The sequence below is a fragment of the Acidithiobacillus sp. genome (assembly GCF_023255755.1).
Lineage (GTDB): Bacteria > Pseudomonadota > Gammaproteobacteria > Acidithiobacillales > Acidithiobacillaceae > Acidithiobacillus.
This window is the reverse complement of the sequence record NZ_JAGDVS010000121.1, coordinates 1-22,244: the sequence shown is the minus strand read 5'-3', so window position 1 is coordinate 22,244 and position 22,244 is coordinate 1. Positions and strand designations below refer to the sequence as shown.

Annotated in this window: 27 protein-coding genes; 12 read left to right on the top strand and 15 right to left on the bottom strand. The window is 57.8% G+C overall.

Features of this window, described 5'->3' with window-relative positions; all coding sequences use genetic code 11:
- Positions 1-12 precede the first annotated feature (12 nt).
- The 10 genes from Q0C48_RS08550 to motD all read right to left on the bottom strand — a co-directional run bounded on the left by Q0C48_RS08550 (position 13) and on the right by motD (position 9,769).
- Complete coding sequence (locus tag Q0C48_RS08550) at positions 13-1,356, bottom strand: methyl-accepting chemotaxis protein (protein WP_291523404.1); 1,344 nt, start codon at positions 1,354-1,356, stop codon at positions 13-15.
- A gap of 12 nt (positions 1,357-1,368) precedes the next feature.
- Positions 1,369-2,325 (bottom strand): chemotaxis protein, encoded by a 957-nt coding sequence (locus tag Q0C48_RS08545; protein ID WP_291523402.1) that lies wholly within the window; start codon positions 2,323-2,325, stop codon positions 1,369-1,371.
- Entirely contained in the window at positions 2,322-3,587 is a 1,266-nt protein-coding gene (locus tag Q0C48_RS08540; protein ID WP_291523400.1) for a methyl-accepting chemotaxis protein, read from the bottom strand. The genes Q0C48_RS08545 and Q0C48_RS08540 overlap by 4 nt, the downstream gene beginning before the upstream one ends.
- Before the next feature lie 23 nt (positions 3,588-3,610).
- Positions 3,611-4,363, bottom strand: a complete 753-nt coding sequence (locus tag Q0C48_RS08535; RefSeq protein ID WP_291523397.1) for an MBL fold metallo-hydrolase — start codon at positions 4,361-4,363, stop codon at positions 3,611-3,613.
- Entirely contained in the window at positions 4,341-4,961 is a 621-nt protein-coding gene (locus Q0C48_RS08530; RefSeq protein ID WP_291523395.1) for a hypothetical protein, read from the bottom strand. The genes Q0C48_RS08535 and Q0C48_RS08530 overlap by 23 nt, the downstream gene beginning before the upstream one ends.
- The gene (locus Q0C48_RS08525; RefSeq protein ID WP_291523393.1) at positions 4,961-7,054 is read right to left on the bottom strand and encodes a chemotaxis protein CheA; all 2,094 of its coding nucleotides are present in this window, start codon (positions 7,052-7,054) and stop codon (positions 4,961-4,963) included. The genes Q0C48_RS08530 and Q0C48_RS08525 overlap by 1 nt, the downstream gene beginning before the upstream one ends.
- A gap of 2 nt (positions 7,055-7,056) precedes the next feature.
- A complete protein-coding gene (locus Q0C48_RS08520; RefSeq protein WP_291523391.1) occupies positions 7,057-7,545 on the bottom strand; it encodes a protein phosphatase CheZ in 489 nt (162 codons plus the stop codon).
- Positions 7,542-7,961, bottom strand: coding sequence for a chemotaxis response regulator CheY (gene cheY, locus Q0C48_RS08515; protein ID WP_291523389.1), 420 nt, complete (start codon positions 7,959-7,961; stop codon positions 7,542-7,544). The genes Q0C48_RS08520 and cheY overlap by 4 nt, the downstream gene beginning before the upstream one ends.
- A 203-nt stretch (positions 7,962-8,164) precedes the next feature.
- On the bottom strand, positions 8,165-8,893 hold the full coding sequence (locus Q0C48_RS08510) for an SPOR domain-containing protein (RefSeq protein ID WP_291523387.1): 729 nt from the start codon (positions 8,891-8,893) through the stop codon (positions 8,165-8,167).
- Between the two features lie 21 nt (positions 8,894-8,914).
- The gene (gene motD, locus Q0C48_RS08505; protein WP_291523385.1) at positions 8,915-9,769 is read right to left on the bottom strand and encodes a flagellar motor protein MotD; all 855 of its coding nucleotides are present in this window, start codon (positions 9,767-9,769) and stop codon (positions 8,915-8,917) included.
- A gap of 200 nt (positions 9,770-9,969) precedes the next feature.
- Between motD and Q0C48_RS08500 the strand changes: the two genes are divergently transcribed.
- On the top strand, positions 9,970-10,749 hold the full coding sequence (locus Q0C48_RS08500) for a flagellar brake protein (RefSeq protein WP_291523383.1): 780 nt from the start codon (positions 9,970-9,972) through the stop codon (positions 10,747-10,749).
- On the opposite strand, the gene fliW is transcribed toward Q0C48_RS08500, so the two are convergent.
- The 5 genes from fliW to flgA all read right to left on the bottom strand — a co-directional run bounded on the left by fliW (position 10,729) and on the right by flgA (position 13,010).
- Positions 10,729-11,226 (bottom strand): flagellar assembly protein FliW, encoded by a 498-nt coding sequence (gene fliW / locus Q0C48_RS08495; protein ID WP_291523381.1) that lies wholly within the window; start codon positions 11,224-11,226, stop codon positions 10,729-10,731. The two genes, Q0C48_RS08500 and fliW, sit on opposite strands and share 21 nt — an antisense overlap.
- A gap of 2 nt (positions 11,227-11,228) precedes the next feature.
- A complete protein-coding gene (locus Q0C48_RS08490; RefSeq protein WP_215876214.1) occupies positions 11,229-11,489 on the bottom strand; it encodes a carbon storage regulator in 261 nt (86 codons plus the stop codon).
- A 1-nt stretch (position 11,490) separates the two neighbouring features.
- Entirely contained in the window at positions 11,491-11,892 is a 402-nt protein-coding gene (gene flgN, locus Q0C48_RS08485) for a flagellar export chaperone FlgN (protein WP_291523379.1), read from the bottom strand.
- A 3-nt stretch (positions 11,893-11,895) separates the two neighbouring features.
- Positions 11,896-12,228, bottom strand: a complete 333-nt coding sequence (gene flgM / locus Q0C48_RS08480; RefSeq protein ID WP_291523377.1) for a flagellar biosynthesis anti-sigma factor FlgM — start codon at positions 12,226-12,228, stop codon at positions 11,896-11,898.
- A 98-nt stretch (positions 12,229-12,326) separates the two neighbouring features.
- The gene (flgA, locus tag Q0C48_RS08475) at positions 12,327-13,010 is read right to left on the bottom strand and encodes a flagellar basal body P-ring formation chaperone FlgA (protein ID WP_291523375.1); all 684 of its coding nucleotides are present in this window, start codon (positions 13,008-13,010) and stop codon (positions 12,327-12,329) included.
- Positions 13,011-13,444: 434 nt separating this feature from the next.
- Here flgA and flgB point away from each other — a divergent pair, with 434 nt between their 5' ends.
- The 11 genes from flgB to flgK all read left to right on the top strand — a co-directional run.
- Positions 13,445-13,858, top strand: a complete 414-nt coding sequence (gene flgB, locus Q0C48_RS08470) for a flagellar basal body rod protein FlgB (protein WP_291523373.1) — start codon at positions 13,445-13,447, stop codon at positions 13,856-13,858.
- An 18-nt stretch (positions 13,859-13,876) separates the two neighbouring features.
- Complete coding sequence (gene flgC, locus Q0C48_RS08465) at positions 13,877-14,287, top strand: flagellar basal body rod protein FlgC (protein WP_215876211.1); 411 nt, start codon at positions 13,877-13,879, stop codon at positions 14,285-14,287.
- Positions 14,288-14,297: 10 nt separating this feature from the next.
- Positions 14,298-14,993: a FlgD immunoglobulin-like domain containing protein gene (locus Q0C48_RS08460; RefSeq protein ID WP_291523369.1), complete on the top strand. Its 696-nt coding sequence runs from the start codon at positions 14,298-14,300 to the stop codon at positions 14,991-14,993.
- Positions 14,994-15,004: 11 nt separating this feature from the next.
- A complete protein-coding gene (gene flgE / locus Q0C48_RS08455; protein WP_291523367.1) occupies positions 15,005-16,243 on the top strand; it encodes a flagellar hook protein FlgE in 1,239 nt (412 codons plus the stop codon).
- A 12-nt stretch (positions 16,244-16,255) separates the two neighbouring features.
- The gene (flgF, locus tag Q0C48_RS08450) at positions 16,256-16,996 is read left to right on the top strand and encodes a flagellar basal-body rod protein FlgF (RefSeq protein ID WP_291523365.1); all 741 of its coding nucleotides are present in this window, start codon (positions 16,256-16,258) and stop codon (positions 16,994-16,996) included.
- Between the two features lie 19 nt (positions 16,997-17,015).
- Complete coding sequence (gene flgG / locus Q0C48_RS08445; protein ID WP_291523364.1) at positions 17,016-17,801, top strand: flagellar basal-body rod protein FlgG; 786 nt, start codon at positions 17,016-17,018, stop codon at positions 17,799-17,801.
- 30 nt (positions 17,802-17,831) lie between these two features.
- The gene (locus Q0C48_RS08440; protein WP_291523362.1) at positions 17,832-18,575 is read left to right on the top strand and encodes a flagellar basal body L-ring protein FlgH; all 744 of its coding nucleotides are present in this window, start codon (positions 17,832-17,834) and stop codon (positions 18,573-18,575) included.
- 16 nt (positions 18,576-18,591) lie between these two features.
- Positions 18,592-19,719 carry a flagellar basal body P-ring protein FlgI gene (locus tag Q0C48_RS08435; protein WP_291523360.1) on the top strand — a complete coding sequence of 376 codons (1,128 nt, stop codon included), beginning with the start codon at positions 18,592-18,594 and terminating at the stop codon, positions 19,717-19,719.
- Entirely contained in the window at positions 19,716-20,678 is a 963-nt protein-coding gene (gene flgJ / locus Q0C48_RS08430) for a flagellar assembly peptidoglycan hydrolase FlgJ (RefSeq protein ID WP_291523358.1), read from the top strand. The genes Q0C48_RS08435 and flgJ overlap by 4 nt, the downstream gene beginning before the upstream one ends.
- Positions 20,679-20,746: 68 nt before the next feature.
- A complete protein-coding gene (locus tag Q0C48_RS08425; RefSeq protein WP_291523356.1) occupies positions 20,747-21,109 on the top strand; it encodes a hypothetical protein in 363 nt (120 codons plus the stop codon).
- A 1-nt stretch (position 21,110) separates the two neighbouring features.
- On the top strand, positions 21,111-22,244 hold a 1,134-nt coding region (gene flgK, locus Q0C48_RS08420; protein WP_291523354.1), incomplete at its 3' end, for a flagellar hook-associated protein FlgK.

The window sequence follows — 22,244 nt, the reverse complement described above, 5'->3', positions numbered from 1 at the left end:
CGGCTACACGGGTCAGCGGCTCATGATGCGGCCGCGAAGCTTGTCAAGTTGCTGCTGTACCATGGTACTGAGGCTTTTGATCTGTCCGGCACCCTTGCGAACGGCATCTTCATCTCCCTTTTGCAGGGAGGCAATGATGGCGAGGCCAAGTTTATGGATCTGGGGATGTACTTGCTGTACGGCCACAAACTCCGGCAACTGCGCCAATTCACTCTGTGCCATGCTGTCCATCCATTTTCCGAGGCGACACTGGCGGTGATCGGAAAGCTCGGTCGGAGAGATGGCGGTATTGTTGGTACGGATCCGCTCTAAAATGTGGGCGACCCACTGGACGTGATCCGCCTTGGCGATGGTTAGGCGGGTAGCCAGTGCCGCTTCTCCCTGCACGGCTGCCTCACTGGCCTGAGCGAGTTGCCCGCGAACCGTATCCAGAGAGTTCTGAATTTGACCGAATTGTGCGGTGAAACGATCCATGGACTGTTGTAAGGCGTTCATGTGACTGCCCATGGCGTCAGCGGCTGCGACTCCCCGAGTACTGCCGTTAAGGATGTCCCCCAGGTTGCCCCGTGATTTTTGGGCGGCTTGATTGGCCATACCGAGCACTTCGGCAACGGTTTCCAGTGAATCGCCACCGCGGCGGAGGTGAGCGATGCTGGCTGCCACTCCCGATTCGACCTGGCCAGCACCCTCGTTGATGGTGACCGCCGAGCTGCGGATGTCCACAGCTGCAGCCGCGGAGCTTTGGGCGAGCTTTTTGACTTCATCGGCGACGACTGCAAAGCCGCGGCCGTGCTCACCCGCGCGTGCCGCCTCAATGGCGGCATTCAAGGCCAACAGATTAGTCTGCTTGGCAATCTCCTGCACTTTGGCGGCGAGGCTGCTGATGTTGCGGGTCTGCTGTAAAAAAGCCTGTACGGTTTTGCCCATGGCGGTCACCGTCTGCTCGACGAGATCCATTTCGCCGATCAGTTCAGATAGCCGTTCATTGCCCATCTGTACCTCGCGTAGCGTGTTTTCGGAGAGGTCCTGGTTTTCGGCAATACTCTCGGCGGTGCTGCGGACCGCCACAACGACGGCGTGCGCCTGGGTTTGGAGAGACTCGGCCTCCCCCTGAGCCATTTCAAGATCTTGATGGAAGTCGATGCCAAGCAGATGACCCTCGGCAGCGTGTTCCAGCGCCGTGACTTGGTGGTCGAGGACAAGACAACTCTGCTGCAGGCGGTCTTTCTGCCAATTGCAGATGGGGGCGACGGTGGTTTGCAGTTCTTCATCATCGGCGATCAGGCGCGCGGTATCCGCATCACCATCCAGACAGGCGGAAAGCAGTGAAATCAACGAGTTGGTGTCGGCGGGCATGAGGCTGTCCTCTTAATTGGGCTGAATGGCCTTGGCGACGGCGCGGGCCAAATCGTCTGGTACGAATTTGGCGACGTAGCCATCGGCTCCGACGCTGTGGGCGTGGGATTCGTTGGCCGTTCCGGACAACGAGGAGTGGATGACCACCGGGATTTCACGCAGGGTTTCATGCTCTTTGATTCTACGGGCGAGGGTGAAGCCATCCATCTCCGGCATTTCTAGGTCGGTGAGTACCATGGCTACTTTATCGCGCAAAGGAATGCCTGCTGCCTTGGCATCATGCGCTAGCTGTTGCAGGCGGTCCCAGGCCTCTTTACCCGTCTTGGTACCGATGAAAGAAAGACCAAGGCTGCGCAGCGTCTTTTCGATCTGGTTGCGGGCGACGCCGGAGTCATCCGCATAGAGAATGACGGCGCCTTGGGGAATGTTGACTATATGATGCTGGACCAGTTCGTCGCCAGTCTTGAAGCGGGAGGGGAGCACCTGGCGCAGGATGTGCTCGACATCGAGGACGAGCGCCAAGCGGGCGGTTTCTTCATCCTCGTCGAGACGCGCTAGACTCGTGATCAGACCGCCGACGGCAGCGCCTTCAGCGGAGAGTACCCGGCTCCACTCCAAACGGATGATTTCTTCGACTTCTTCTACGGCAAAGCCCTGAACGGATCGCTCATACTCCGTAACCAGCAGGATGTTGAGCCCATCGGCACGGCAACCGACCACGGTGGGAAGATCAATCACGGGGATGATCTGGCCACGGATGTTGGCGACGCCCATCACATGCTCGGGCGCACCGGGCATGGGGGTGATTTTTGGCATCACCAGCGCTTCGCGAACCTTGAAGACGTTGATGCCGAAAAGCTCACGGCTGTTGAGCTGTTGATCTTTGCCGAGGCGAAAGACCAGGAGTTCAAATTTGTTAGTGCCGGCAAGCTGGGCTCTTTCATCCACTTCACGTAATACCTGGCTCATAGGTTTGGTCCTTGGTGATTTTTCTGGGTGGCGGCAGACAGTGCGTCTAAATTCTGGAAAATCACATCACGCAGCACCAAAATACGTTCCAGAAGCTTCTCGGTGGTTGCTTGATCTCCGCGGCTATAGGCGGAAATTAAATCCTTGGCGGTCTGGTGGAAGTCGCGATGTGGTTCTGATAGTGCGACGAATTCTGGCAGTGCCCCGAAATTTTGCGTACCGAAGCTATCGTACCAGTGCCCCAAGCTGCAGGTATGGTGATCTTTGAGGTCCTCGAGACGTACCTGATGACTACCCTCCGTAATTTCATTCTGAAGTCGGCGTACAAATATTTCATGAGTCTGGCGCGCGCTCTCCATGGTCATGGATGCGGCGATCATGCTGAGATTACTGATCTCGCGGTTGAGACTGGCGGTTACTTCGATAGACTGCTGCGCCTGAGTCTGGTTTTTCTGGGAAGCGGTATCAATCGTTTTCGCGGTATTCGTGATGGCAGAGATATTGGTTTGCACTTCGCCAGTGGCCTCCTGCACCCGTTTGGAGAGATTGCGTACCTCATCGGCGACCACCGCAAAGCCGCGACCATGCTCACCGGCACGCGCCGCCTCGATAGCCGCGTTGAGCGCCAGCAGATTGGTCTGGTAGGCAATTTCGCGGATGGTCTGGGCAATCAGACTGATGGCCGCCACCTGCTGAATGAGTGATTCGGAGGCCTGATGATTTTCCTCGATCGTCTTGACTAGGTGTTGCAATGTTTTGCCCACCGTTTCCATTGCCTTTTGCGCTTCTGTGGATGTCCGGGTTAGCGTGTTGGCATGTGCGGTTGCGTTTTTGGAGACGGATACAGAAATCTCATCCACACGGCGACTGCCGGTTAAATCCCGCCAGGAGGCGTGATAGGCGATCGGGCTGCCGGAGCCGTCTCGGATCACGGTAAAGTGAAGGGCAAAGGTTATTCCACCCAATTCCAGTTCAGAACTGTGCTCAGAAATGCTGCCTGCAGCCAGGTTGCGGAATATCTGACGAATACGTTCCGGTTCTTTATGAAACCGATGGATGGAGTGACCAAGTGCCTGACGCACGTCGGCACCGCGCAAAAGCGGATTCAGTTGCTGGTGATGATGCTGCATGGCTCGCAATGCGGCAGGGTTCATATAAAATATGGCGTTTTCCATGGCGGGGTCTGCCTCACAGAGCATCTCCAGACTCGAGAGAGGGTCCAGCAGCCCGCGGGCGTATTCTGCCAATGCTGTTCTGTTCATTGATGACTCCCTCACTCTCATGTTTATTCGTTAATGGCGGTGCCGACATTCAGGCCATCAAACCAGTCGAGAAAACGCTGCACGTTATCCCCTCTATAAATGGCGCCATGTTGTGGACAAAGGTAGTCAATTTTCAGTTTACTCACACGGTTGATCCAGTCTTTTTTGGCCGCATTTGATGGCATCCAGCGCTCATGAAAGTATTTGGCTTCGGTAATGTGCTCTTCGAAAGCGCGACCGGTTTTATCGCGACAATCCACCCAGGCACCATGTCCTGGCGGTAAGAGAGCAGCGCCGACATCGCCGGAAAACAGCACTTTAGCCTCCGGATCATAAACGTGAAAGTTTGCCGAAGAATGCAGGTAATGAGCAGGAATGAACTCCAGGCGACGGCCGCCAATCAGCATATCTCCACCTTCATCCGGAATGCCCTGCAAGGGCGCCTCCAAAGCGCCATAATGGCGAATAAAGCCCTCCCAGAGCTTGGGGATATGCCACTGAATCTGCTCATTGCAGCCATGCCAAAGCGGCAGGCTGGAGGCAATATCCGGATCCTGATGGGAAACAAAAGCCGCTTTCAGACTGCTTGGCGGCACTACCTCGACAAGGGCAGCGAAAACCTGCGGAAAAATTTCAAATCCACCAGGATCGAGGATAAGGCTTTGCCCATTCGATTCCATCACGTACACATTGGAGTCGATGACGCGATGTTCGTCCTGATCATAGAGAATCCACCAGCGATGGCTGCCTGCTTCAAATATGGGTGCTGCTTTCATGCTCTAAGCTCTCCAGTTGATGGCGATAAGTGCGGATGACATTGGACACGGTGCGCACAGCCTCACCCATATCGCGTGAGACACGCATAAGGGGGGCACCGGTGCCTTCTGCTAAAGCCGCTTCGATACGGCCATTGGTGACCACATATTCCTGTTCCTCAATGCCCTCTTGTAGGGCATCCACCGCGGCGATGAGACGAAGCAATATCTTCCGCGCATCTGTCTCTTCCTGGGTGATGATTTTTTGCCACTGCGACTGGGTATTATTGAGACTGGCGCAGACCAGTCCATACTGCGCCATGGCCTGGATCATGGTGTCAAACGATGTTACGAAGCGCTGATGCTGGAGAATACGCATGTGCGCGTGGATCAGGGGTGCAATGGTCTCCTGCAGATGCGACGCGGATTCTTTGAGGCTGGCGGCGCGTTCGCGGAAAGCCTGGGCGACTACGCCATAGCCGGCCAATGCGTTGCCATGACGTTTGACGAGCACCATCGCATTCAAGGCCCGGCGATCAATCTCGCGCAGGGATTTTTCGATGCTCTGGCGGGCGGCAAAGGAAGCGTCGACGACCTGCATGATGCGCTGGACGTCCATCAGGCGGCACCTCGCCGGTCGGGGGTCGTCTTGCCGGTGCTGGGGTGCTCCAAGGCATGACCGAGCAGTGCGCCTGGATCAAGGATGAGGACGACATTGCCCTTGCCGGAAATGGTTGCCCCCTGATACCAGGTTTGCTCGGCGAGAAAATCAATGGGTTTGACCACCGAGTCCTCATTGCCGAGCACTTCTGAAACCATGAAAAGGCCACGTTCGGTGAGAACCCCTTCAATGGGTTCGGAACCCAGACGCAAAGGGCGATCATTGAGCAGGGCGCCGAGGTCTACTATGGGGGTGACCTGGGTGCCATCCACGCGGTAAACGCTGCGACCACCCATACGATGAATACGGCTTTCCTGAATATCCAGCAGGCTTTCGATACTGGAGATGGGCAGGGCGTAGATTTCCCGACGCAGACGCAGGTAAAGTACGGGCAATACCGCCATGGTCAGTGGAAATTCCATGGCAATCGTGGTGCCGAGACCGAGGCGCGTCTGAATGTCCAGATGCCCGCGCAGTTTGCGCACGGTTTCTTTGACCACATCCATACCGACCCCACGACCGGAGAGATCGGTAGCCTGATCCTTGGTGGAGAAACCGGCACGGAAGATCAGTTCTAGCGCTTCCTGTTCCGAGAGCCGGGCGGCCTGATCCGCCGTAATCACCCCTTTGTCGATGGCCTTCTGGGTGACAAACTGGCGGTCTATGCCACGGCCGTCGTCAGATACCTCGATGCGTACTTTGTCCCCGAGGTGTACGGCGGCTACCCGGATCGTCGCGCTACGCGGTTTACCCGCCGCCTGGCGTACATCGGAGGGATCAATGCCGTGGTCGAGGCTATTGCGGATCAAATGTGTCATGGGGCCGGAGAGGGCATCGACGACGGTTTTGTCGATTTCGACTTCCTCGCCGACGATGTCGAGTTTGACTTCCTTACCGAGCTGCCGAGAGGCGTCGCGTACCACGCGGGGCAGTTGCTGGAAGAGGCGCTTGCAGGGCTGCATCCGCAGGCGCATGACCGTGCTCTGGATGTCGTTGACGGTGAGGTCCACCTCACGGGCAATGCGCGCCATATCCTCGTTTTCTTCGCCCAGACTACTGACCGCCGAAGCCAAACGGTTGCGCAGGAGGACCAGTTCGCCGACCTGATTCATGACGGCGTCGAGGCGCAGCGCGTCAACGCGGAGGGTGGTGTCGGCGGCTTCCGGCATGTTCTGCGTGCGCGCACTGGGGTTCGCTATGGGTGCTGGTGTTGCGGACAGCGGTTGCGCATGGAGGTTCTGGGCTGGAAGACCGATGCGGGATGCGGGCGGGTCAAGCGCAAATGCAGCGCTGGCGGGTTGCGTCTGTGCGGTTCGCTCCAGGACGTCATAACCCGGCGCCTGGCCGCCATGGAGTTGATCCAGCATCCGCTCAAACTCTTCCGGGCTGATCTCGTCGCCAGCGGGGCAGAATTGCTCCGGCGGGTCGACCAGACCGGGGGCCTGATTGCCGTAAAGGGCGTCGAGGGTGGCTTCAAATTCAGCCTCACTGATTTCGTCGCTGCTGCCGGGCGCGGAGTGGCTGCTTATATCGGCACGCTCAATGTAAATACCGTTGTGACCGTCGACGGTGATCCGTTGACTGGCCATCAGAGTGGCATCTGTCGACAAACAGGTGGTTGCGTCCGTGCCGGACTCGTCCGTTTCTGCGGTGAGGGCCTGCAGATAGGGTGTTTGACCAGCGGCGAGTTGCTGAATGACCTGGCCCAGATCCACAGGCCCGGCTGCCGGACTTTCGCCGTGGGCCAACTGCTGCAGCATGTCATCGATGACGTCCAGGCCCTTGAGGATGGCGTCGATCATGCTGGCGGAGATAGTCAGCGTATGGGAACGCAGCTTGTCCAGAAGGTCTTCCAGATGATGCGTCCAGCTGACGAGGTGGTCTGCTTCCAGGAATCCCGCCCCGCCTTTCAGGGTGTGAAAGGCCCGAAATACTGATGCCAAAATTTCGTCATTGCCGGGTTCAGATTCCAGCCGAAGGGTGTCTTCCTGGGCTTTTTCGAGGAGCTCGCGGGCTTCGGGAAGGTAGTCCTGCAAAATCTCCATGTCCATGATCAAATCCCCAATTCGGCGAGCAGGGCGTCTACTTCGTCTTGATTGACGCTGGGATCGGAATCCGCAACGTCATCCGCTTGGGGCGCGTAGTCCGGGTTGGCCTGCATGCCGATTTCGGCGAGGGTCAGACGGATACGTTCTTCGACCGCCTGCAAGAGGGTGATGGCCTTTTTCAGCCGCTGACCGGCAAGATCCTGCCCTTGCTGGCTGGTCAGAATGGTGAGCAGGGCATCGTCGATGTGGTGGAGCGATTCGTCGATAAAGCGGTTATGGGCGCTACGAATGTCATTTACGGCATCCTGGGCACGCTCAACGGCCGACAGGGTGACCATGGTCTGCTCTTCAGTGAGGCGCAAAGCCTCCTCCAGCGGATTTTGCGCACTCGAGAGGTTTTCTTCTGCCGTATTGGCAATACGTTTCAGGCCTTCACGGAGAAGCAGTTCGGCCTCACTCAGCAGGCGCCCCGGATTCAGCACATGGTTATTCATGACTGAGCTCCCTGAGCGGCTTGCAGGCGTTTGAAAACGGCGTCGAGCTTTTCCTTGAGTGTGTCGGCGGTGAAGGGCTTGACGATATAGCCGTTCACTCCGGCTTGAGCCGCTTCCAGGATGTTCTCGCGTTTGGCCTCTGCCGTGACCATGAGGACCGGTATATGCTTGAGTTGGGCGTCTGCACGAATAGCACGGAGCAGGTCGATACCCTGCATGTTGGGCATGTTCCAGTCAGAGACGACAAAATCGAAGGGTCGGTTGCGCAGTTTTTGCAGCGCCTGTACCCCGTCTTCGGCTTCATCAAAATTGCTGAAACCCAGCTCCCGCAACAGGTTGCGCACAATCCGGCGCATGGTGGAAAAGTCGTCCACTACGAGGATGTGAATGCTTTTATCGACCTGATCTATTCCCATATACCCCTTTTCTCCTCCTTGAGCGGCAGCCTCTCTGATCGGCTGCCGAGAGCTCGCCGTCCGCACAACGGACGTCTCTCTAATCTGTGATGGTTTTAAGCAAACTCTATTCCAGGAAAAATGCGCTGCTGGTCAGTTGCGGCCTTGTGTGAGATATACGGCACGACAGCCTGGAAACTGAAGGGGCTCCGCCGCCCGGATCATCAGCGGACGGGTGACCAGTATTGGGGATAACCCTGATGTTTGGTGAGGTTGGCGATGCGTTGCGTGACGGTATCGGCAGCGATCCGACTGGGCACGGGGCCCACCAACACGCGGTAAAGATGGTTCTGTGGCAAGGTGCCGATGCACGTGCTGAAGCCTTTGCTTTTGAGCGGTTTTGCCAGATCAGTTGCCATGCTGGAGCGCCCGAAAGCCCCCAGTTGCACATACCAGCCAGCGTCGCTGCAGGTGTTGTCAACGGCTGGGGCGGGGGCCGTTGGCGCTTTACGGGTGGGTGGAGCTGACTTCTGCGTCAGGGTGGGACGAGTCAATACGGGCATTGGGGCGGGTGTCGGGCGCGGGTTGGCTGCGCCAATTTTTTGGCGAACTGGAGACCGCCTGGATCCTTTGGCAATAACCGTGGGTGAAACAATTGGATTCGCACTGGTGTTGATGGCGGTTGCTGACTGAGTTGAGATCGTCGGGGTGGTAACTGCTGCGGTGGGTTTGGCGGAGTTAACAGAGGATATTACCGCTATGGGTTGCGGCAGGCTCAAAAAAACGCTGGCCCCACTGGATTGAAGGGTATTGGGAGTGCTTTCGTCGTGTCGTTCGGAATGTTTCCGGTATACCCCCGTGGCGACGACGACCAGCAGAAGGAGAGCGATCACGATGACGCGATTGAGGCGCTTCTGCTGCTTTTGCGTTTTGTTGATCTCGTCGGATGTCATTGATCGAATTTTTCCTGATATCTAACCGCGCTGATCAATGGCGCCCGCCATGATCGGATCGGTTCCGGCCTTGCTCGGATTCTGTGGGGCGACTACCACGATGCTTACTCGTCGATTCATGATGAGGCCCTTCGCCGTATCGTTGGGTGCTACCGGATGATACTTGCCGTAGCCTGCGGCGACCAGATTCTGCGGATTCACGCCATGCTGGATGAAGAGTTCCACTACGGAAACTGCACGTGCGGCGGACAGTGCCCAGTTGGATGCAAATTGGGCGGTGCGAATGGGTAGATCGTTGGTAAAACCGTTTACCTGGACCTGGTAAGGCACCTGACGCAAGACCTGTGCAATAGCCCCCAGAGTGGCGGTGGCATTCGGGCTGAGCCGCGTCTGTGCCGAGTGAAACAGGATTTTGGCGTTCAGATCGATGACGACGCCCAGGTTGCTCCGATGAATGGCGACGCTACCCTGCGCGATCAAAGGTTTAAGCAGTGTCTCCATTTGTTTTTCAATTTGCCGCATGGCGGTGGCGGGATGCGGCGGTGTTTGTGGGTCGTTCCTAGCCTGGGGTGAAACCTGGCCTTTTTGCACATGAGGAACGGGCGCCATATCGGCGATTTTAGGCAGGGCGGGCAGTTCTACAGGCGTCTGGCTGAGGGACAGCCCCGCGTCAGAGCGGATGGGTACCGGTGACCAGGGTTGTCCACTGAAGGCGGATACCAAAGTTTTCGACAGGACTCTGTATTTGCCTTCGTTCACCGAAGAAATGGCATACATCACCACAAAAAAGGCGAAGAGCAGAGTAATGAAGTCGGCATAAGACACCAGCCAACGTTCATGATTTTCCCATTCCTCTTCTTTCTTACGGCGCGCCATGGCGAACTCCTGTTACTAACCCGCTCTGGGAAATAGACGATTTTTCCGATCCTGCAGCGATTCCCTTGGCAAAGCGAAAACCGTGCCGCGAAAAAGACCCCAGCGGTAAGGCATGAATCATGCTGTTGAGACGTTATCCGTAGAAATGGACCGTTACGATCGCCCGGATCTGACGGTCTTCCGTCAGGATCGTCAAAAACTTGACGACTAAAATTGCAAAACGCGAGGACACGATGTTTTCAAGCCAAAGCTTCCTGGATCAACTGTTCACTGAAAAAAATCGGCAAACGGGGAAAGGACAGATAGAGCGAGCCCTTGCCGAACTGATCGCGAGTGGTGAAGCGCTGGCGGTGATGGTTGGGCGTAGTGGCGGCGTTTTGGCCCAGGCCACGCTCCTTCATGCTGAAACAGACACCGCGACCCTGATCCTCGATGAACTGATGCCGGAGGCAGAAAATACCCGCTTGCGGCGCGGAGAGGATTTGCTCCTATGGAGCACGTCGATGTTACCCTTGGGGTTTCAGAGCACGGTGGTCGAGAGGCTGCTGTGGCAGCGTTATGGGGCTGTGCGCATCCAATGGCCGGATGCGCTTTACCATCTGCAGCGCCGTGCCGCTCTGCGCGCGGTGCCCGCTGAGGCGGGTGGGTTGGCGCTGTCACTTCAGCGCCACGGTGCGCGCAGTTGCGACGGGCTCTGTGTGGATCTGGGTGCCGGTGGCATGCGCGCAAGAATTCATGCGCCCAGTGACTATCCGATGACTGCCGGCGAGATGCTGGCAAGCGTGCAATTCAGCTTTCAGGGCAAGGTGTACCGGGTGGGGGCGCAGGTTCGTTATGTGGAACCAGTAGGTCATCCCCGTGGTACCGCCTCACAAGACATTGGCTTGAGCTTCGTGCAAGCCCCCGGCGCCTTGCAGGAGCAGATTATCCAATATGCCTTGCGCTGCGACCGCGAGCATTTACGCAGCGCCAATCGCTAAGGGGCTGGCAGTAGCATCCCGGCGGGCGAGTCCGAGTTGGATGATTGGTACACCGAGGGTTGCCGGAGGCGTCTGGGCTTCGGAAATGTTTGCCAGGCTGGGTTCGGCATGCTCGACAATCCACTGACCGAATTGGCGGGTGTGGGGTAAGAAATACAGTGGAGCCAAGGCATTGGCCTGTAAAGAATCATTGGTTTTTTGTGGCAGGATGACCATGACCATGCTGATTCCGTCCGTTTCTTGCGCCGCAAACTGTGGGCGTTGCGGATAGTGCAGGCCGAAATGTTCCGGCGCAACCAGCAGAAAGGCGATCAGCGGCTCATCCAGAGATTGCAGCCAGACGAAGGGGCCTTGTTCCTGAACATGGAGGAGCGTAAACCGCTGCAACTCCGCAAAGCCCGGCAGGGGGGCGACACAATGCCATACCTGCGCATCAGAGATAGGTAGGAGACCAAAGCGGGTGGAGTAGTCGGTCATTTTTATTCTTCCTGAATGCTGGCCGCGTCCTGGGTAGACGGGCGATGAGACTGTAACCACTGGTCGAATTGGGCAGGGGCTACGGCTTGGGCAGACTGGTTGGCCTGCCGAACGGATTCCAGTAATTCTTCACGGAGGATGATCACGTCGTGGGCACTCTCTATCCCCAGCCGCACCTGACCGTCTTCAATACGGGTGACAACGATACGGATATCGTCCCCGATACAGATGGCCTGGCCGCGGCGCCGGGTGAGCACGAGCATCTCAGGCGCTGCCGATCAGGTGCCGCTGGGTAGTGTTCTGAGTGGTCCCGCCATCGGTGTAGAGTGGATCATTGGTCCCAAAGAGGATTTGCCAGGCGCCTTGGTTAAAACGCTCCAGGGCGCCGATGATCTGCCCATTCCGCTGGTTGTGCTGAACGATCTTCTCCAGCAGTGTTCGGCGTTGCGCTTGCAGATCCATGCGGGTGACGGTAGATGGCTGCGTGCAGCGCTGGGATTCGAGCGCGCTGATGGTCTGGTAGAGCCGCTCTTTTTCCGCAGCAATGGGTTTCAGTTCTGTCATGACCCCAGACTGTAGACAACGCTCTTCCTGATGCAGCAACTGGAGCAAGGCCTCCAGCACGCCGATTTGGAGTTGCAGTGCCGTGTCCGTCTGGCTATCCATTCATCAGGCCTTGTTGTTAGTGGCTAAGGGCAGGAACTGCTGTGCGTCCTGGGTGAGTCCCTGTCCGATGCGCTGTGGCGAGATCTGATAAGTGCCGTTGGCGATGGCTGATTTGATGCCCTGCACGTGCCCAGCGTTCGCGGGTGCGGAGGTCTGCGCGGCGAGCAGGCTGCGGGCTGCGGGAGACAGAGTGACATGGTCCTGCGCCACGGTCGGACCTTTGGCGGTCCGCGCGGTACCGACCCCGGAGGTCGGCTGGTTCGCCGTGACCGCCGGATCGGTGTTTGTCTGCATCTTCGTGCCGGGCAATCCGGAATAAGGGTTAATCGGGTTCATGACAACAGATTCTCCTCTTTACGCTTAAATCTGTGATACGGCACATTGAAGCAGGAACTGAAGGGCAATACAAAAACTTTCGGGAAACAGGTCGTTATTCAGAACGGCACCACCACACTACCCTTGGCTGTAACGGTACCGCGGATCACCCTGCCGGATTGCACGTTGCGCACCAAAATAGCCTGTCCGGGGCGGCCATTTTCGATGGCATTGGCGATGGTGGCGATGCGAATGCCATCCCCTTCCGCGTATAAGGTGACCTGTTCACCAGCACGAACAACCTCCGGCGCATTGAGCATGGATGTGGTAATGGGCTGTCCTGCCAGCGTGCCAAAACGCAGAACCTGGCCAATCGCTTGCTGCGGATTGCTCAGCGCATTACCACCAAGACCGTTCGTGTCGCGCTGAACCACACTGAGATCCGCGGCGCTGAGCACCCGGTCGGCGCTCAGCGGTCGAGCCGCGACCACCACGTTTTGATTGATGGCGAGCTGTACCGGTAAATAGAGCTTCCACGGCGAAGGGCTTGAGCAGCTTACCGTTACGGTTTGGTTGCCATAGGGGTTGCTATAGCCGAAAAAGCCGAGTTGCAAGTGGTTGCAGGCGGGGAAGCGCAAGCCCGGTGCCGGGCCGTCTACGTGAATCTGGGCGTTGCTGGTATGGGCGGGAAGGTGGTTGCGCACAAAGCGGATAACGGTAGCACGGATGGCTTCGGCGCTTTCCGTCGCAGCGCTCACCGGCAGCGAGCAGGCAAGCAGGAGCAGGGCGGTGCAGGATGCCACCGCGTTGTTCCCCGAGTGTTTTGCCAGGTTGGTCCTCTTCATTATCGTGCCCACGTCTGCCCGGCAATTGCCCATGCCATAGTCAAGAAAAGCAAATGACGTGCCATTTTCCAGGGGTGCTTTGGAATGGGAAGCAAGGGCCTCCTCTCGCTGAGAAGGATGCCGGAGTTCGCTGATAAGCGTCATCTCGGGGTGGAGGTTATTTGAGGGTGCCGGATAGCGGGTCTTGGCGGTGTCGGCAAAATTATGCCGCTACGGTGGTGCACAGAGGTGTCCCCGGTATGTTTGTGCCGGTTTTGACGCCCGTTGGTTTTCCTAGGCTGAGGCTGACGTAAAAAGCCCCACAAAACTTACTGGTTGGTTCGGATGCGCTGTCCAGGCATGTGTTTTGCTTGCAATGTCACATGATGATTTGTGTGGAGGAGGAGGCTGGTATGGGTGGTTTTCTGGATCAGGCACTCAATCCCCTTGCAGATGCCTTACGGGTCAGTGGTTACCGGCAGCAACTGCTGTCGGCCAATATTGCTAACGCCGATACACCGAACTACAAGGCGGTGGATATTCCGTTCAGCAAAACCTTGAAAGCGGTTCAGGCGGGTGATCGGGGGGGGCTGGCCATGCAGACGGATAATGCGCGGCAACTGGCGGGATCGCCTGCCAGCGCAGGTGTGGCTGCCTTTGTGCATTATCAGCGCGGTAGCCAGGTGGGCCTGGACGGCAACTCTGTGGACATGAACCGCGAACAGGCCAGTTTTTTGCAGAATAGTGTCGTATATCAGGCCGATTTGACCTTTCTGACAGGTGCAATCAAAACCCTGAACTCAGTCATCACCGGTAATGTGATTTAAAGTAAGGAGAGGTTCGATATGTCCATGTTTTCAGTGCTCGATGTGGCCAGCTCGGCGCTTACCGCGCAGAGCTATCGCTTGAACGTGGTGGCGAGCAATCTGGCCAATGCCAATTCTGCGACGAGTTCGAACGGGCAGCCCTATCGCGCCCGGGAGGTGGTATTCGCTGCTCAGCCTCTCTCCGGTAACGCTGCGCCTGCCGGTGTCAGCGGTGTGCAGGTGGCGGGCGTGGTGACCAAGCCAGGACCCTTCAAGATGGTATATCAACCAGGCAATCCCCTTGCGGATAAGGCGGGTTATGTGAAGATGCCTAACGTCAATCCAGTGGATGAGATGGTGAATATGATCTCGGCATCCCGTGCCTACCAGGCCAATGTCAATGTCATGAACACCGCCAAAATCCTGCTGCAAAAAACACTCACCCTATAGGAGCCTGATCATGAGCGTCAATTCTCTGACATCCAGCGTCAATCCTTTTTACGCCTCCCTGCAGAGTAGTTCAGCAGCAAGCTCGGGTAGTGCGAGCAGCGGCGCCAGCGGGCTCGCCAGCGAGAATACCTTTTACAACCTGCTGGTCACCCAGTTGACTAATCAGGATCCGCTCAATCCGATGAGTAATTCCCAGCTTTCGTCACAGCTGGCGCAGTTCAGTGTCGCCAACGGGGTGCAGGCCATTCAGGGGTCGCTGAGTTCGTTGATGGGGCAGATCAACCAGAATCAGGGCTTGCAGGCGGCCTCCCTGATCGGCAGGTCGGTCACGACCTCCGGTAATCAACTGACTCTGAATGGCGGTACTTCAATGGGCGCCTACGACCTCAGCAGCGGTGCCAGCGCTGTCGACGTGTTAGTACAGAACAGCGCCGGGCAAACCCTGGCGGTGTTGCCCCAGGGAACGCAGGCGGCGGGGATGCAGAGTTTTAGCTGGAATGGTGCTGATGCCAGCGGCAACGTCTTGCCGAGTGGAACGTATCAATTTTCGGTGCAGGCGAGTGGAGCCAACGGCCAGAGTGTCAGCAGTACGCCGTATATGGCGGGGGTCGTCAACGGCGTGACTTTAGGCGCTGCGGGGCCAACCCTGGAACTGCAAGGTCAGCAAGGTTCAGTGCCCTTCAGCGCCGTTCAGAATATTATTTAAGGGGTGGTGATATGGGAACTTTCAATACGGCGTTAAGTGGCCTGCAAGCGGCGAGCACCAATCTGCAGGTGCTCGGCAATAACATCTCCAACGCCAATACAGTGGGTTTCAAGAGCTCCAACGCCCAGTTTGCCGATGCCTATGCGGCGGCGATGGCCAACGCCGCGCCGACTCAGGGGCAGGTGGGTATTGGTACCCAGGTGCAGACCATCGCCCAGCAATTCACTCAGGGCAATATCCAGACTACCAGTAATCCGCTGGATGTGGCGATTAACGGCAATGGTTTCTTTCAGTTCAATTACAACGGCGCCACGGTCTATGGTCGCAACGGCCAACTGCAACTGAACCAGAATGGGGTAGTGGTGGATGGCAATGGCGGCGAACTGGTCGGCATTCAGGCGCAGAACGGAAAGCTGACGGGGGCCAGTGGGCCGCTGACTATCAGCCAGAATGCGTTGCCGCCGCAGGCCTCTTCCGGGCTGAGTATCGGGTTGAACCTGGATTCGACCAATACGCCGATCACCGGCACGGCCATCAATCCCAATAATCCCAGTACGTACAACTACTCTACGACGACGACGGTATACGACAGCCTGGGCACATCACAGTTGTTAACCACGTATTATCAATTGTCTTCCGCCAGTCCCACCAGCGGCCAGACGTGGAATGTGGGTTACTCCGCGACGGGAACGGCGAGTGGCACGGCCGCCAGCGGGACGCTTACAACCCCCCTTCAATTCAATTCAAGCGGGCAAGTTCAACCGCCCAGTAGTGGAACTGTCAGCCTCCAGTGGGCAGATGGGGCCGCCCCCAGTACCCTCGCCGTCAACTTCAGCGGCAGTACCAACTACAACTCCGCCAACGCCGTCATCAATGCCAGCAGCAATGGCTACGGCACCGGCCAGCTCTCCGGCCTCTCCATCGATCCCAGCGGCAATATTTTCGCCCGCTACAGCAACGGCCAGTCGCAGGTCATGGGGCAGATTACGCTCACCCGCTTCGCCAACAATAACGGTTTGCAGAATCTCGGTAACAACTACTTGGCGCCGACCTATGTTTCCGGGCAACCCCTGTCGGGATCGCCGGGCAGTAGCAATCTGGGGGTGTTGCAGTCGGGTGCGGTGGAGCAGTCGAATGTGAATTTGTCGCAGTCGCTGGTGAATCTGATTGTCGCGCAGCAGGCCTATCAGGCTAACGCCCAGACCATCAAGACCCAGAATGCCGTGGTCCAGACGCTGTTAAGCCTGTGAGGATAACGGACTATGGATACCCTCTATATTGCCATGACTGGAGCCCGCGCGATTCTTCAGCGGCAGACGGTAACCGCCAACAATCTGGCCAATGCCAACACCACCGGTTTTCGTGCTGACGAGGCGCAGTTCAGCGCCTTGCCGGTGTACGGTCAGGGCCTGCCGACCCGTGCCTATACGGCGACAGTGAACCAGAGTGTGGATTTCCAGTCCGGGCCGGTGGTGCATACGGGGCGGCCATTGGATGTGGCGGTCAATGGCCAGGGCTGGCTCGCGGTGCAGGGTCCCGGCGGACAGGAAGCGTATACGCGTGACGGCAATCTGCAGATCAGCGGACAAGGTATTCTGACGACGGCGACAGGTCATCCCGTGCTGGGCGTTAACGGCGCGCCCATTTCTCTGCCCCCTATGCAGTCTCTGGTGATCGGCGCCGACGGGGTGGTCTCCGGCGTTCCCGTGGGGAGTCAGCCCGACGCGGTCATGGCCATTAACCAGATCAAGCTGGTGAATCCGCCGGAGAAGACTTTGCAGAAAGGCGCCGATGGCCTCTTTCAGACCAGCGGCGGCAAATCCGCGCCGGAGAATGCCAACGTCGTGCTGGAGCCGGGCGCGCTGGAAGGCAGTAATGTCAATCCGGTGAATAGCATGATCCAGATGCTGCAGGACAGTCGTCAGTTTGAAATTCAGACCAAGCTGATGCAGACCGTTTCGCAAGACCAGCAAAGCGCCACTCAACTGCTCGTGGTGCCATGATAAACAGGAGCAATGCCCAATGATGCGATCCTTATATGTGGCCGCTACCGGTCTGGAAGGCGAGCAAACCAAGATGGACGTCATCGCCAATAATCTGGCGAACGTGAATACCACCGGTTTCAAACAATCCCGGGCGGTCTTTCAGGACTTGCTGTATCAAAATCTGCGTCAGCCCGGTGCGCAGTCTTCCCAGACGACGCAGTATCCTTCCGGTCTGCAACTGGGTACCGGTGTGCGGATAGTGTCCACAGAGCGTCTCATGACCCAGGGTAATCTTACCCAGACGGGTAATTCCCTGGACGTGGGCATCAATGGGCAGGGTTTCTTCCAGATCATGCAGCCCAACGGCACGATGGCTTATTCTCGGGATGGCACCTTTCAGATGAATAATCAGGGACAGTTGGTCACGTCCAACGGTTATCTTCTGCAGCCGCCAGTCACCATCCCGCCCAACTCCCAATCCATCACCATCGGCAGCGATGGTACGGTGTCGGTGGTGTTGCCCGGACAGGCGCAGCCGCAACAGGTGGGTACCATCCAGCTCGCCAATTTTATCAATCCCACGGGTCTGCAGAGTATCAGTGACAACCTCTACTTGCAGACGGGCTCTTCCGGTGCGCCCCAGACCGGCCAGCCGACCCTGAATGGTCTCGGTTCCGTGCAGCAGGGTTACCTGGAATCTTCCAACGTCAACGTGGTATCAGAACTGGTGAACATGATCTCCACCCAGCGTGCCTATGAGATTAACAGTAAGGCGGTGTCCACATCCGATTCCATGCTGCAGTATCTCACCCAGAATCTTTGAGGACAGTTGATGCGCGCGCGGGGAGGCGAAATGATGATCCTGAGCGGCCTGAATGGCCTCCTTTCTAATGGTTGGCGCGGCTTTGCCCGTGTCGTCATGGCCGTCGGATGCCTGCTCAGTCTTGGCGCCTGCGCTACGTTGAAGGGCCACCGCGACCTTAAGCCGCTGACGCCTCTGCCCATCCCGGCAAAGCCGGAATCTCTTGCCGCGCACCCCGCCAACGGGGCTATCTGGCAGACGGGGACCAATGTTTCCCTGTTTAATGACAACCGGGCCAATCGCATCGGTGATCTCATCACGGTGCTGATTCAGGAGAACTCCAGCGCTTCCAATAATACCAACACCGCCATCAACACCTCGGATTCGCTGAATGCGGCGCTGACCAATTTCTTCGGTATCACGCCCGCCTTTGGCAGCGTGGCGGGCAGCCCTTTCAGCCCCAGTATGGGAGCTACCAGCGGCCAGAAATATGGTGGTACCGGAGCCACGACCCAGAGCAATACCTTTACGGCGATGCTGGAAGTGACAGTGGTGCGGGTGCAGGGGAATGGCAATCTGGTGATTGAGGGGTCCAAAGAGGTATTGCTGAATGGTGGGCATGAATACATTCGGGTGGCCGGGATCGTGCGGCCCGCTGATGTGACGCCGCAAAACACTATCCTCTCGACCCAGATTGCAGATGCACGGGTGGAATATAGCGGCGACGGCAGTATTTATTCGGCGGCGCGGATGCCCTGGCTGGCGCGCTTTTTCCTGTCGCTGTGGCCGTTTTAACCGATAAGGTCCGATCATGAGAACGCTTCGTTGGAAAGGACTTCTGCTGATACTTATCACCATGATGCTAGCGTTCGGGTATCTGGCCGGAGCGCATGCGGAAACCGTGCGCAATCTGGCTACGGTCGGTGGCGTGCGCAGCAACCAGTTGGTGGGCTACGGACTAGTGGTGGGGCTGAACGGAACGGGCGACCAGGCTACTCAGGTGCCCTATACCACACAGTCCCTGCTGAATATGTTTCAGCGCCTCGGTATCAATCTCCCGGCCTCCGTAGCCACTAATCTGCAGCCCAAGGATGTGGCCGCCGTGATTGTGACGGCTCATCTGCCGCCCTTTGCGCAACCTGGGCAGACCATTAATGTCACAGTGTCGGCAGTCGGCAATGCCAGTAGCCTGATGGGGGGCACCTTGCTGATGACCCCGTTGAAAGGTGCGGATGGGCAGACCTATGCCGTCGCTCAGGGCAATCTGATCGTCAGTGGTTTTGGGGCCAGTAGTAACGGTGCTTCGGCACAGGTCAACGTGACGACGGCCGGTACCATCCCCAATGGGGCGAATGTGGAGCGCACCGTCTCCAATGGATTCGATCAGGCTGGGCCCATGACCCTGGAACTGCATACCCCGAGTTTTACCACCGCCGCGCGGATTGCGGACGTCATCAATCAGCAACTGGGCTATGGCATTGCCGAGGCGATGAACGCAGGGGAGGTCAAAGTGCAGGCCCCGACATCACCGGGGGCGCGGGTGATCTTCCTTTCCGAGATCGAGAATCTGGACGTCACCCCGGAAACCCCGCTCGCCAAGGTGATTATTGATGCGCGCAGTGGGACCGTGGTGCTGGGCCAGAATGTGACCTTGGGTTCCTGTGCCGTCGCCCACGGTAACCTCTCGGTAACCATCTCTCAGAAGTATCTCGTCAGTCAGCCGAATCCGCTGGGAGCCGGCCAGACCGTGGCGGTTCCGCAAGCCAATGTGAACATTAACCAGTCCAACGCCAAGCTGCTGATGTTTAAGCCGGGCGTCAGTCTGGAGGCCGTCGTGCGTGCCTTGAATGCGGTGGGTGCGACGCCCACCGACCTGATCGCCATACTGCAGGCTATGAAGGCTGCAGGCGCACTGCATGCGCAACTGGAGGTAGTATGAGTGGCCCCGTAAGTCTCAGCGCCAGCACCCAGGCGGTGAATATCAACCCGAAAGCGGCATCCGCGGCGGCCAGCGATGCCCTGAATTTCTCGGGTCTGGCGCAACTGCGCAGTGATGCGCAGGCGCACAACCCACAGTCTATTATGGCGGTCGCTAAACAGTTTGAGGCGGTGCTGATGCAGGAAATGCTTTCGGCGATGTCTGCCACTTCATTTGGCTCCGACCTTACCGGGAAAAATGCCGGACCGATGTTCAAGTCGATGTTCAACCAGCAGATCGCGCAAACCGTCAGTCAGGGCCAAGGGATGGGTATCGCGCAGACCCTCGCCAGGGAAATCGCCAGTCGTTACCACTTGCACTGGGGTGAAAATGGCAAGCCTGTGCTGGCCGAAGGTAAAATGCCGGTTCCAGAGCGCAATGCCGCCCTGCTATCTCCCGCAGCCGCATCGCCGTCCTGGGCCAAACCATCGCAGGCGCTGGTCCGGCAGGCCACCGCCTTTGTCGCCTCCATCCTGCCCGCCGTACAGTCCGTAGCGCGGAAACTGGGCGTCGCGCCCAAGGCCATCATCGCCCAAGTCGCTCTGGAAACCGGTTGGGGCAGCCATGTGGCGGGAAATAATCTCTTCGGTATAAAGGGGGCTGGTAGCTGGCAGGGACCATCGGTGAGCAGTCTGACTCACGAATTTGAGGATGGCGTGAATCAGGTGGAAACGGCTGTTTTTCGCGCCTATGGCAGTTTCCGCGCCAGTGTGCAGAACTACGCCCAACTGCTGCTCGATAATCCGCGTTACCAGTCAGCGCTGGGGCAGGGGAATAATGTTGCGGCTTTCGCAGAGGCCCTGCAGCAGGGAGGGTATGCCAGCGATCCACAATATGCCGGAAAACTGGTGGCAGTGGCAGATAGTCCATTGATGGAGCAGGTGATGGCCGGGCTTCCGCAAGGCGCTGCCGGGGGCTAAACTCCGGCAGTTTTTGTGTCGTTATAACGGAAAACAGCGTTTTCTGAGATCGGGAGAAAGAAGGCGGCATGGGTGAGATGACCCCAGGGCGGGATGAGCTGGAGACGGTGCACGCGTTGACCGATTTGCTGCAGCTACAGAAGGCATGCTTGGCGCGCGCTGACTGGGGACAGGGTTTGCCCGATTCGGAGCGGAGAAATTTTCTGGCCCGGCGTTTATTGCAACTGCGTGCGGAAATGGTTGGTAATGCGGCACCCGCTCCGGATCTGAATCAGGCGGTACTAGGCCTGCAGGAAGCGTATAGCGAACTGGATCATGCTGTGCGTCTTGCTAGTGCCGCGTTGCGGGATGCACTGGCGCTTCTGCAGGGGCAGAAGACCGCCGTATATGGTGATCATGCTGGTCCGGGTCGTTCCTTGGGGAGTGCGTAAGATGTCGGGAATCAGCGGAATCGTCAATACAGCACTTACGGGATTGCAGGCCGCGCAAAATGCGCTGCAGGTAACCGGCAATAACATCGCCAACGTCAACACCCCCGGCTATAGCCAGGAAAACGTAGTGCAGTCTACCACCACGCCCACTTTCATCGGGGGCCAGTACTATGGCAACGGCACCCAGATCACGACGGTGCAGCGGAGTTTCAGTAGTTTTCTGCAAGGGCAGGTATGGTCGGCGACCGCCAGCGCGAGTGGCCAGGCCACGCTTTCCAGTTCGTTGCAGCAGGTCCTCGGCATACTCAATAACGGCGGCGTCAGTTCACAGGTCAGCCAGTTTTTTTCCGGGGTGGCGCAGGTGGCCGCCAGTCCCAGCGACATGCCCGCGCGTCAGAGCATGCTCAGCAATGCCCAGAATCTCAGCCAGACCTTTCAGTCCCTCGGCCAGCAATTAAGCAGCATCGGTGTCGGCGTCAACCAGCAAATTGGCCAGTCGGTCACCCAGATCAATGGTCTCAGCCAGCAGATCGCCCAATTGAATACGCAGATCTCCACCTTGCAGGGCGCGGGTAATAGTGCCGCCAACGACCTCCTCGACCAGCGTGACCAGCTCCTCACCCAGTTGAACAGCCAGGTGGGCGTGCAAGTGCTGCATCAGAACAACAGTCAGATCAACGTCTATCTCAGCAACGGGCAGGTGCTGGTGGCGGGGAGCAAATCCTTCGACCTCAAAACCCAGCCCAGCGCTTACAACCAGCAGACCATGGACGTCGCCTACGCCAGCAATGGTGCGAACATCAGCCATAACCTCAGCGGCGGTACCCTCGGTGGCCTGCTGCAGTTCAGCAGCCAGTCTCTCCACCCTGCCCAGAATGGCTTGGGGCAATTGGCCGACGGCCTAGCGGCGGCCCTCAACGCGCAGCAAGCGCAGGGGCTGAATCTCAACGGCAGCAGCGGCACGGCGCTCTTTGCCACGGGCGGTGTGCAGATTTTTGCCAATCAGGCGAATACGGGTAGTGCAACCATCAGCGGCAGCATTACCAATGGCGGCGCGCTGACCGCCTCCGATTATATTCTGACAAATGCAGGCGGCGGTAACTGGACGCTGGCGGATCGCGGCAGCGGACAGGGG

Coding starts and splice junctions, on each gene's coding strand:
- flgC (WP_215876211.1), top strand. CDS start 13,877: ATGTCCATGTTTTCAGTGCTCGATGTGGCCAGCTCGGCGCTTACCGCG.
- Q0C48_RS08440 (WP_291523362.1), top strand. CDS start 17,832: ATGATGATCCTGAGCGGCCTGAATGGCCTCCTTTCTAATGGTTGGCGC.
- Q0C48_RS08520 (WP_291523391.1), bottom strand. CDS start 7,545: ATGAATAACCATGTGCTGAATCCGGGGCGCCTGCTGAGTGAGGCCGAA.
- flgB (WP_291523373.1), top strand. CDS start 13,445: ATGGGTGGTTTTCTGGATCAGGCACTCAATCCCCTTGCAGATGCCTTA.
- Q0C48_RS08535 (WP_291523397.1), bottom strand. CDS start 4,363: ATGAAAGCAGCACCCATATTTGAAGCAGGCAGCCATCGCTGGTGGATT.
- fliW (WP_291523381.1), bottom strand. CDS start 11,226: ATGACCGACTACTCCACCCGCTTTGGTCTCCTACCTATCTCTGATGCG.
- flgN (WP_291523379.1), bottom strand. CDS start 11,892: ATGGATAGCCAGACGGACACGGCACTGCAACTCCAAATCGGCGTGCTG.
- Q0C48_RS08545 (WP_291523402.1), bottom strand. CDS start 2,325: ATGAGCCAGGTATTACGTGAAGTGGATGAAAGAGCCCAGCTTGCCGGC.
- Q0C48_RS08530 (WP_291523395.1), bottom strand. CDS start 4,961: ATGGACGTCCAGCGCATCATGCAGGTCGTCGACGCTTCCTTTGCCGCC.
- Q0C48_RS08425 (WP_291523356.1), top strand. CDS start 20,747: ATGGGTGAGATGACCCCAGGGCGGGATGAGCTGGAGACGGTGCACGCG.
- flgM (WP_291523377.1), bottom strand. CDS start 12,228: ATGAACCCGATTAACCCTTATTCCGGATTGCCCGGCACGAAGATGCAG.
- flgE (WP_291523367.1), top strand. CDS start 15,005: ATGGGAACTTTCAATACGGCGTTAAGTGGCCTGCAAGCGGCGAGCACC.
- Q0C48_RS08525 (WP_291523393.1), bottom strand. CDS start 7,054: ATGGACATGGAGATTTTGCAGGACTACCTTCCCGAAGCCCGCGAGCTC.
- motD (WP_291523385.1), bottom strand. CDS start 9,769: ATGGCGCGCCGTAAGAAAGAAGAGGAATGGGAAAATCATGAACGTTGG.
- Q0C48_RS08510 (WP_291523387.1), bottom strand. CDS start 8,893: ATGACATCCGACGAGATCAACAAAACGCAAAAGCAGCAGAAGCGCCTC.
- Q0C48_RS08550 (WP_291523404.1), bottom strand. CDS start 1,356: ATGCCCGCCGACACCAACTCGTTGATTTCACTGCTTTCCGCCTGTCTG.
- flgJ (WP_291523358.1), top strand. CDS start 19,716: ATGAGTGGCCCCGTAAGTCTCAGCGCCAGCACCCAGGCGGTGAATATC.
- cheY (WP_291523389.1), bottom strand. CDS start 7,961: ATGGGAATAGATCAGGTCGATAAAAGCATTCACATCCTCGTAGTGGAC.
- Q0C48_RS08435 (WP_291523360.1), top strand. CDS start 18,592: ATGAGAACGCTTCGTTGGAAAGGACTTCTGCTGATACTTATCACCATG.
- Q0C48_RS08540 (WP_291523400.1), bottom strand. CDS start 3,587: ATGAACAGAACAGCATTGGCAGAATACGCCCGCGGGCTGCTGGACCCT.
- flgG (WP_291523364.1), top strand. CDS start 17,016: ATGATGCGATCCTTATATGTGGCCGCTACCGGTCTGGAAGGCGAGCAA.
- flgF (WP_291523365.1), top strand. CDS start 16,256: ATGGATACCCTCTATATTGCCATGACTGGAGCCCGCGCGATTCTTCAG.
- Q0C48_RS08460 (WP_291523369.1), top strand. CDS start 14,298: ATGAGCGTCAATTCTCTGACATCCAGCGTCAATCCTTTTTACGCCTCC.
- Q0C48_RS08490 (WP_215876214.1), bottom strand. CDS start 11,489: ATGCTCGTGCTCACCCGGCGCCGCGGCCAGGCCATCTGTATCGGGGAC.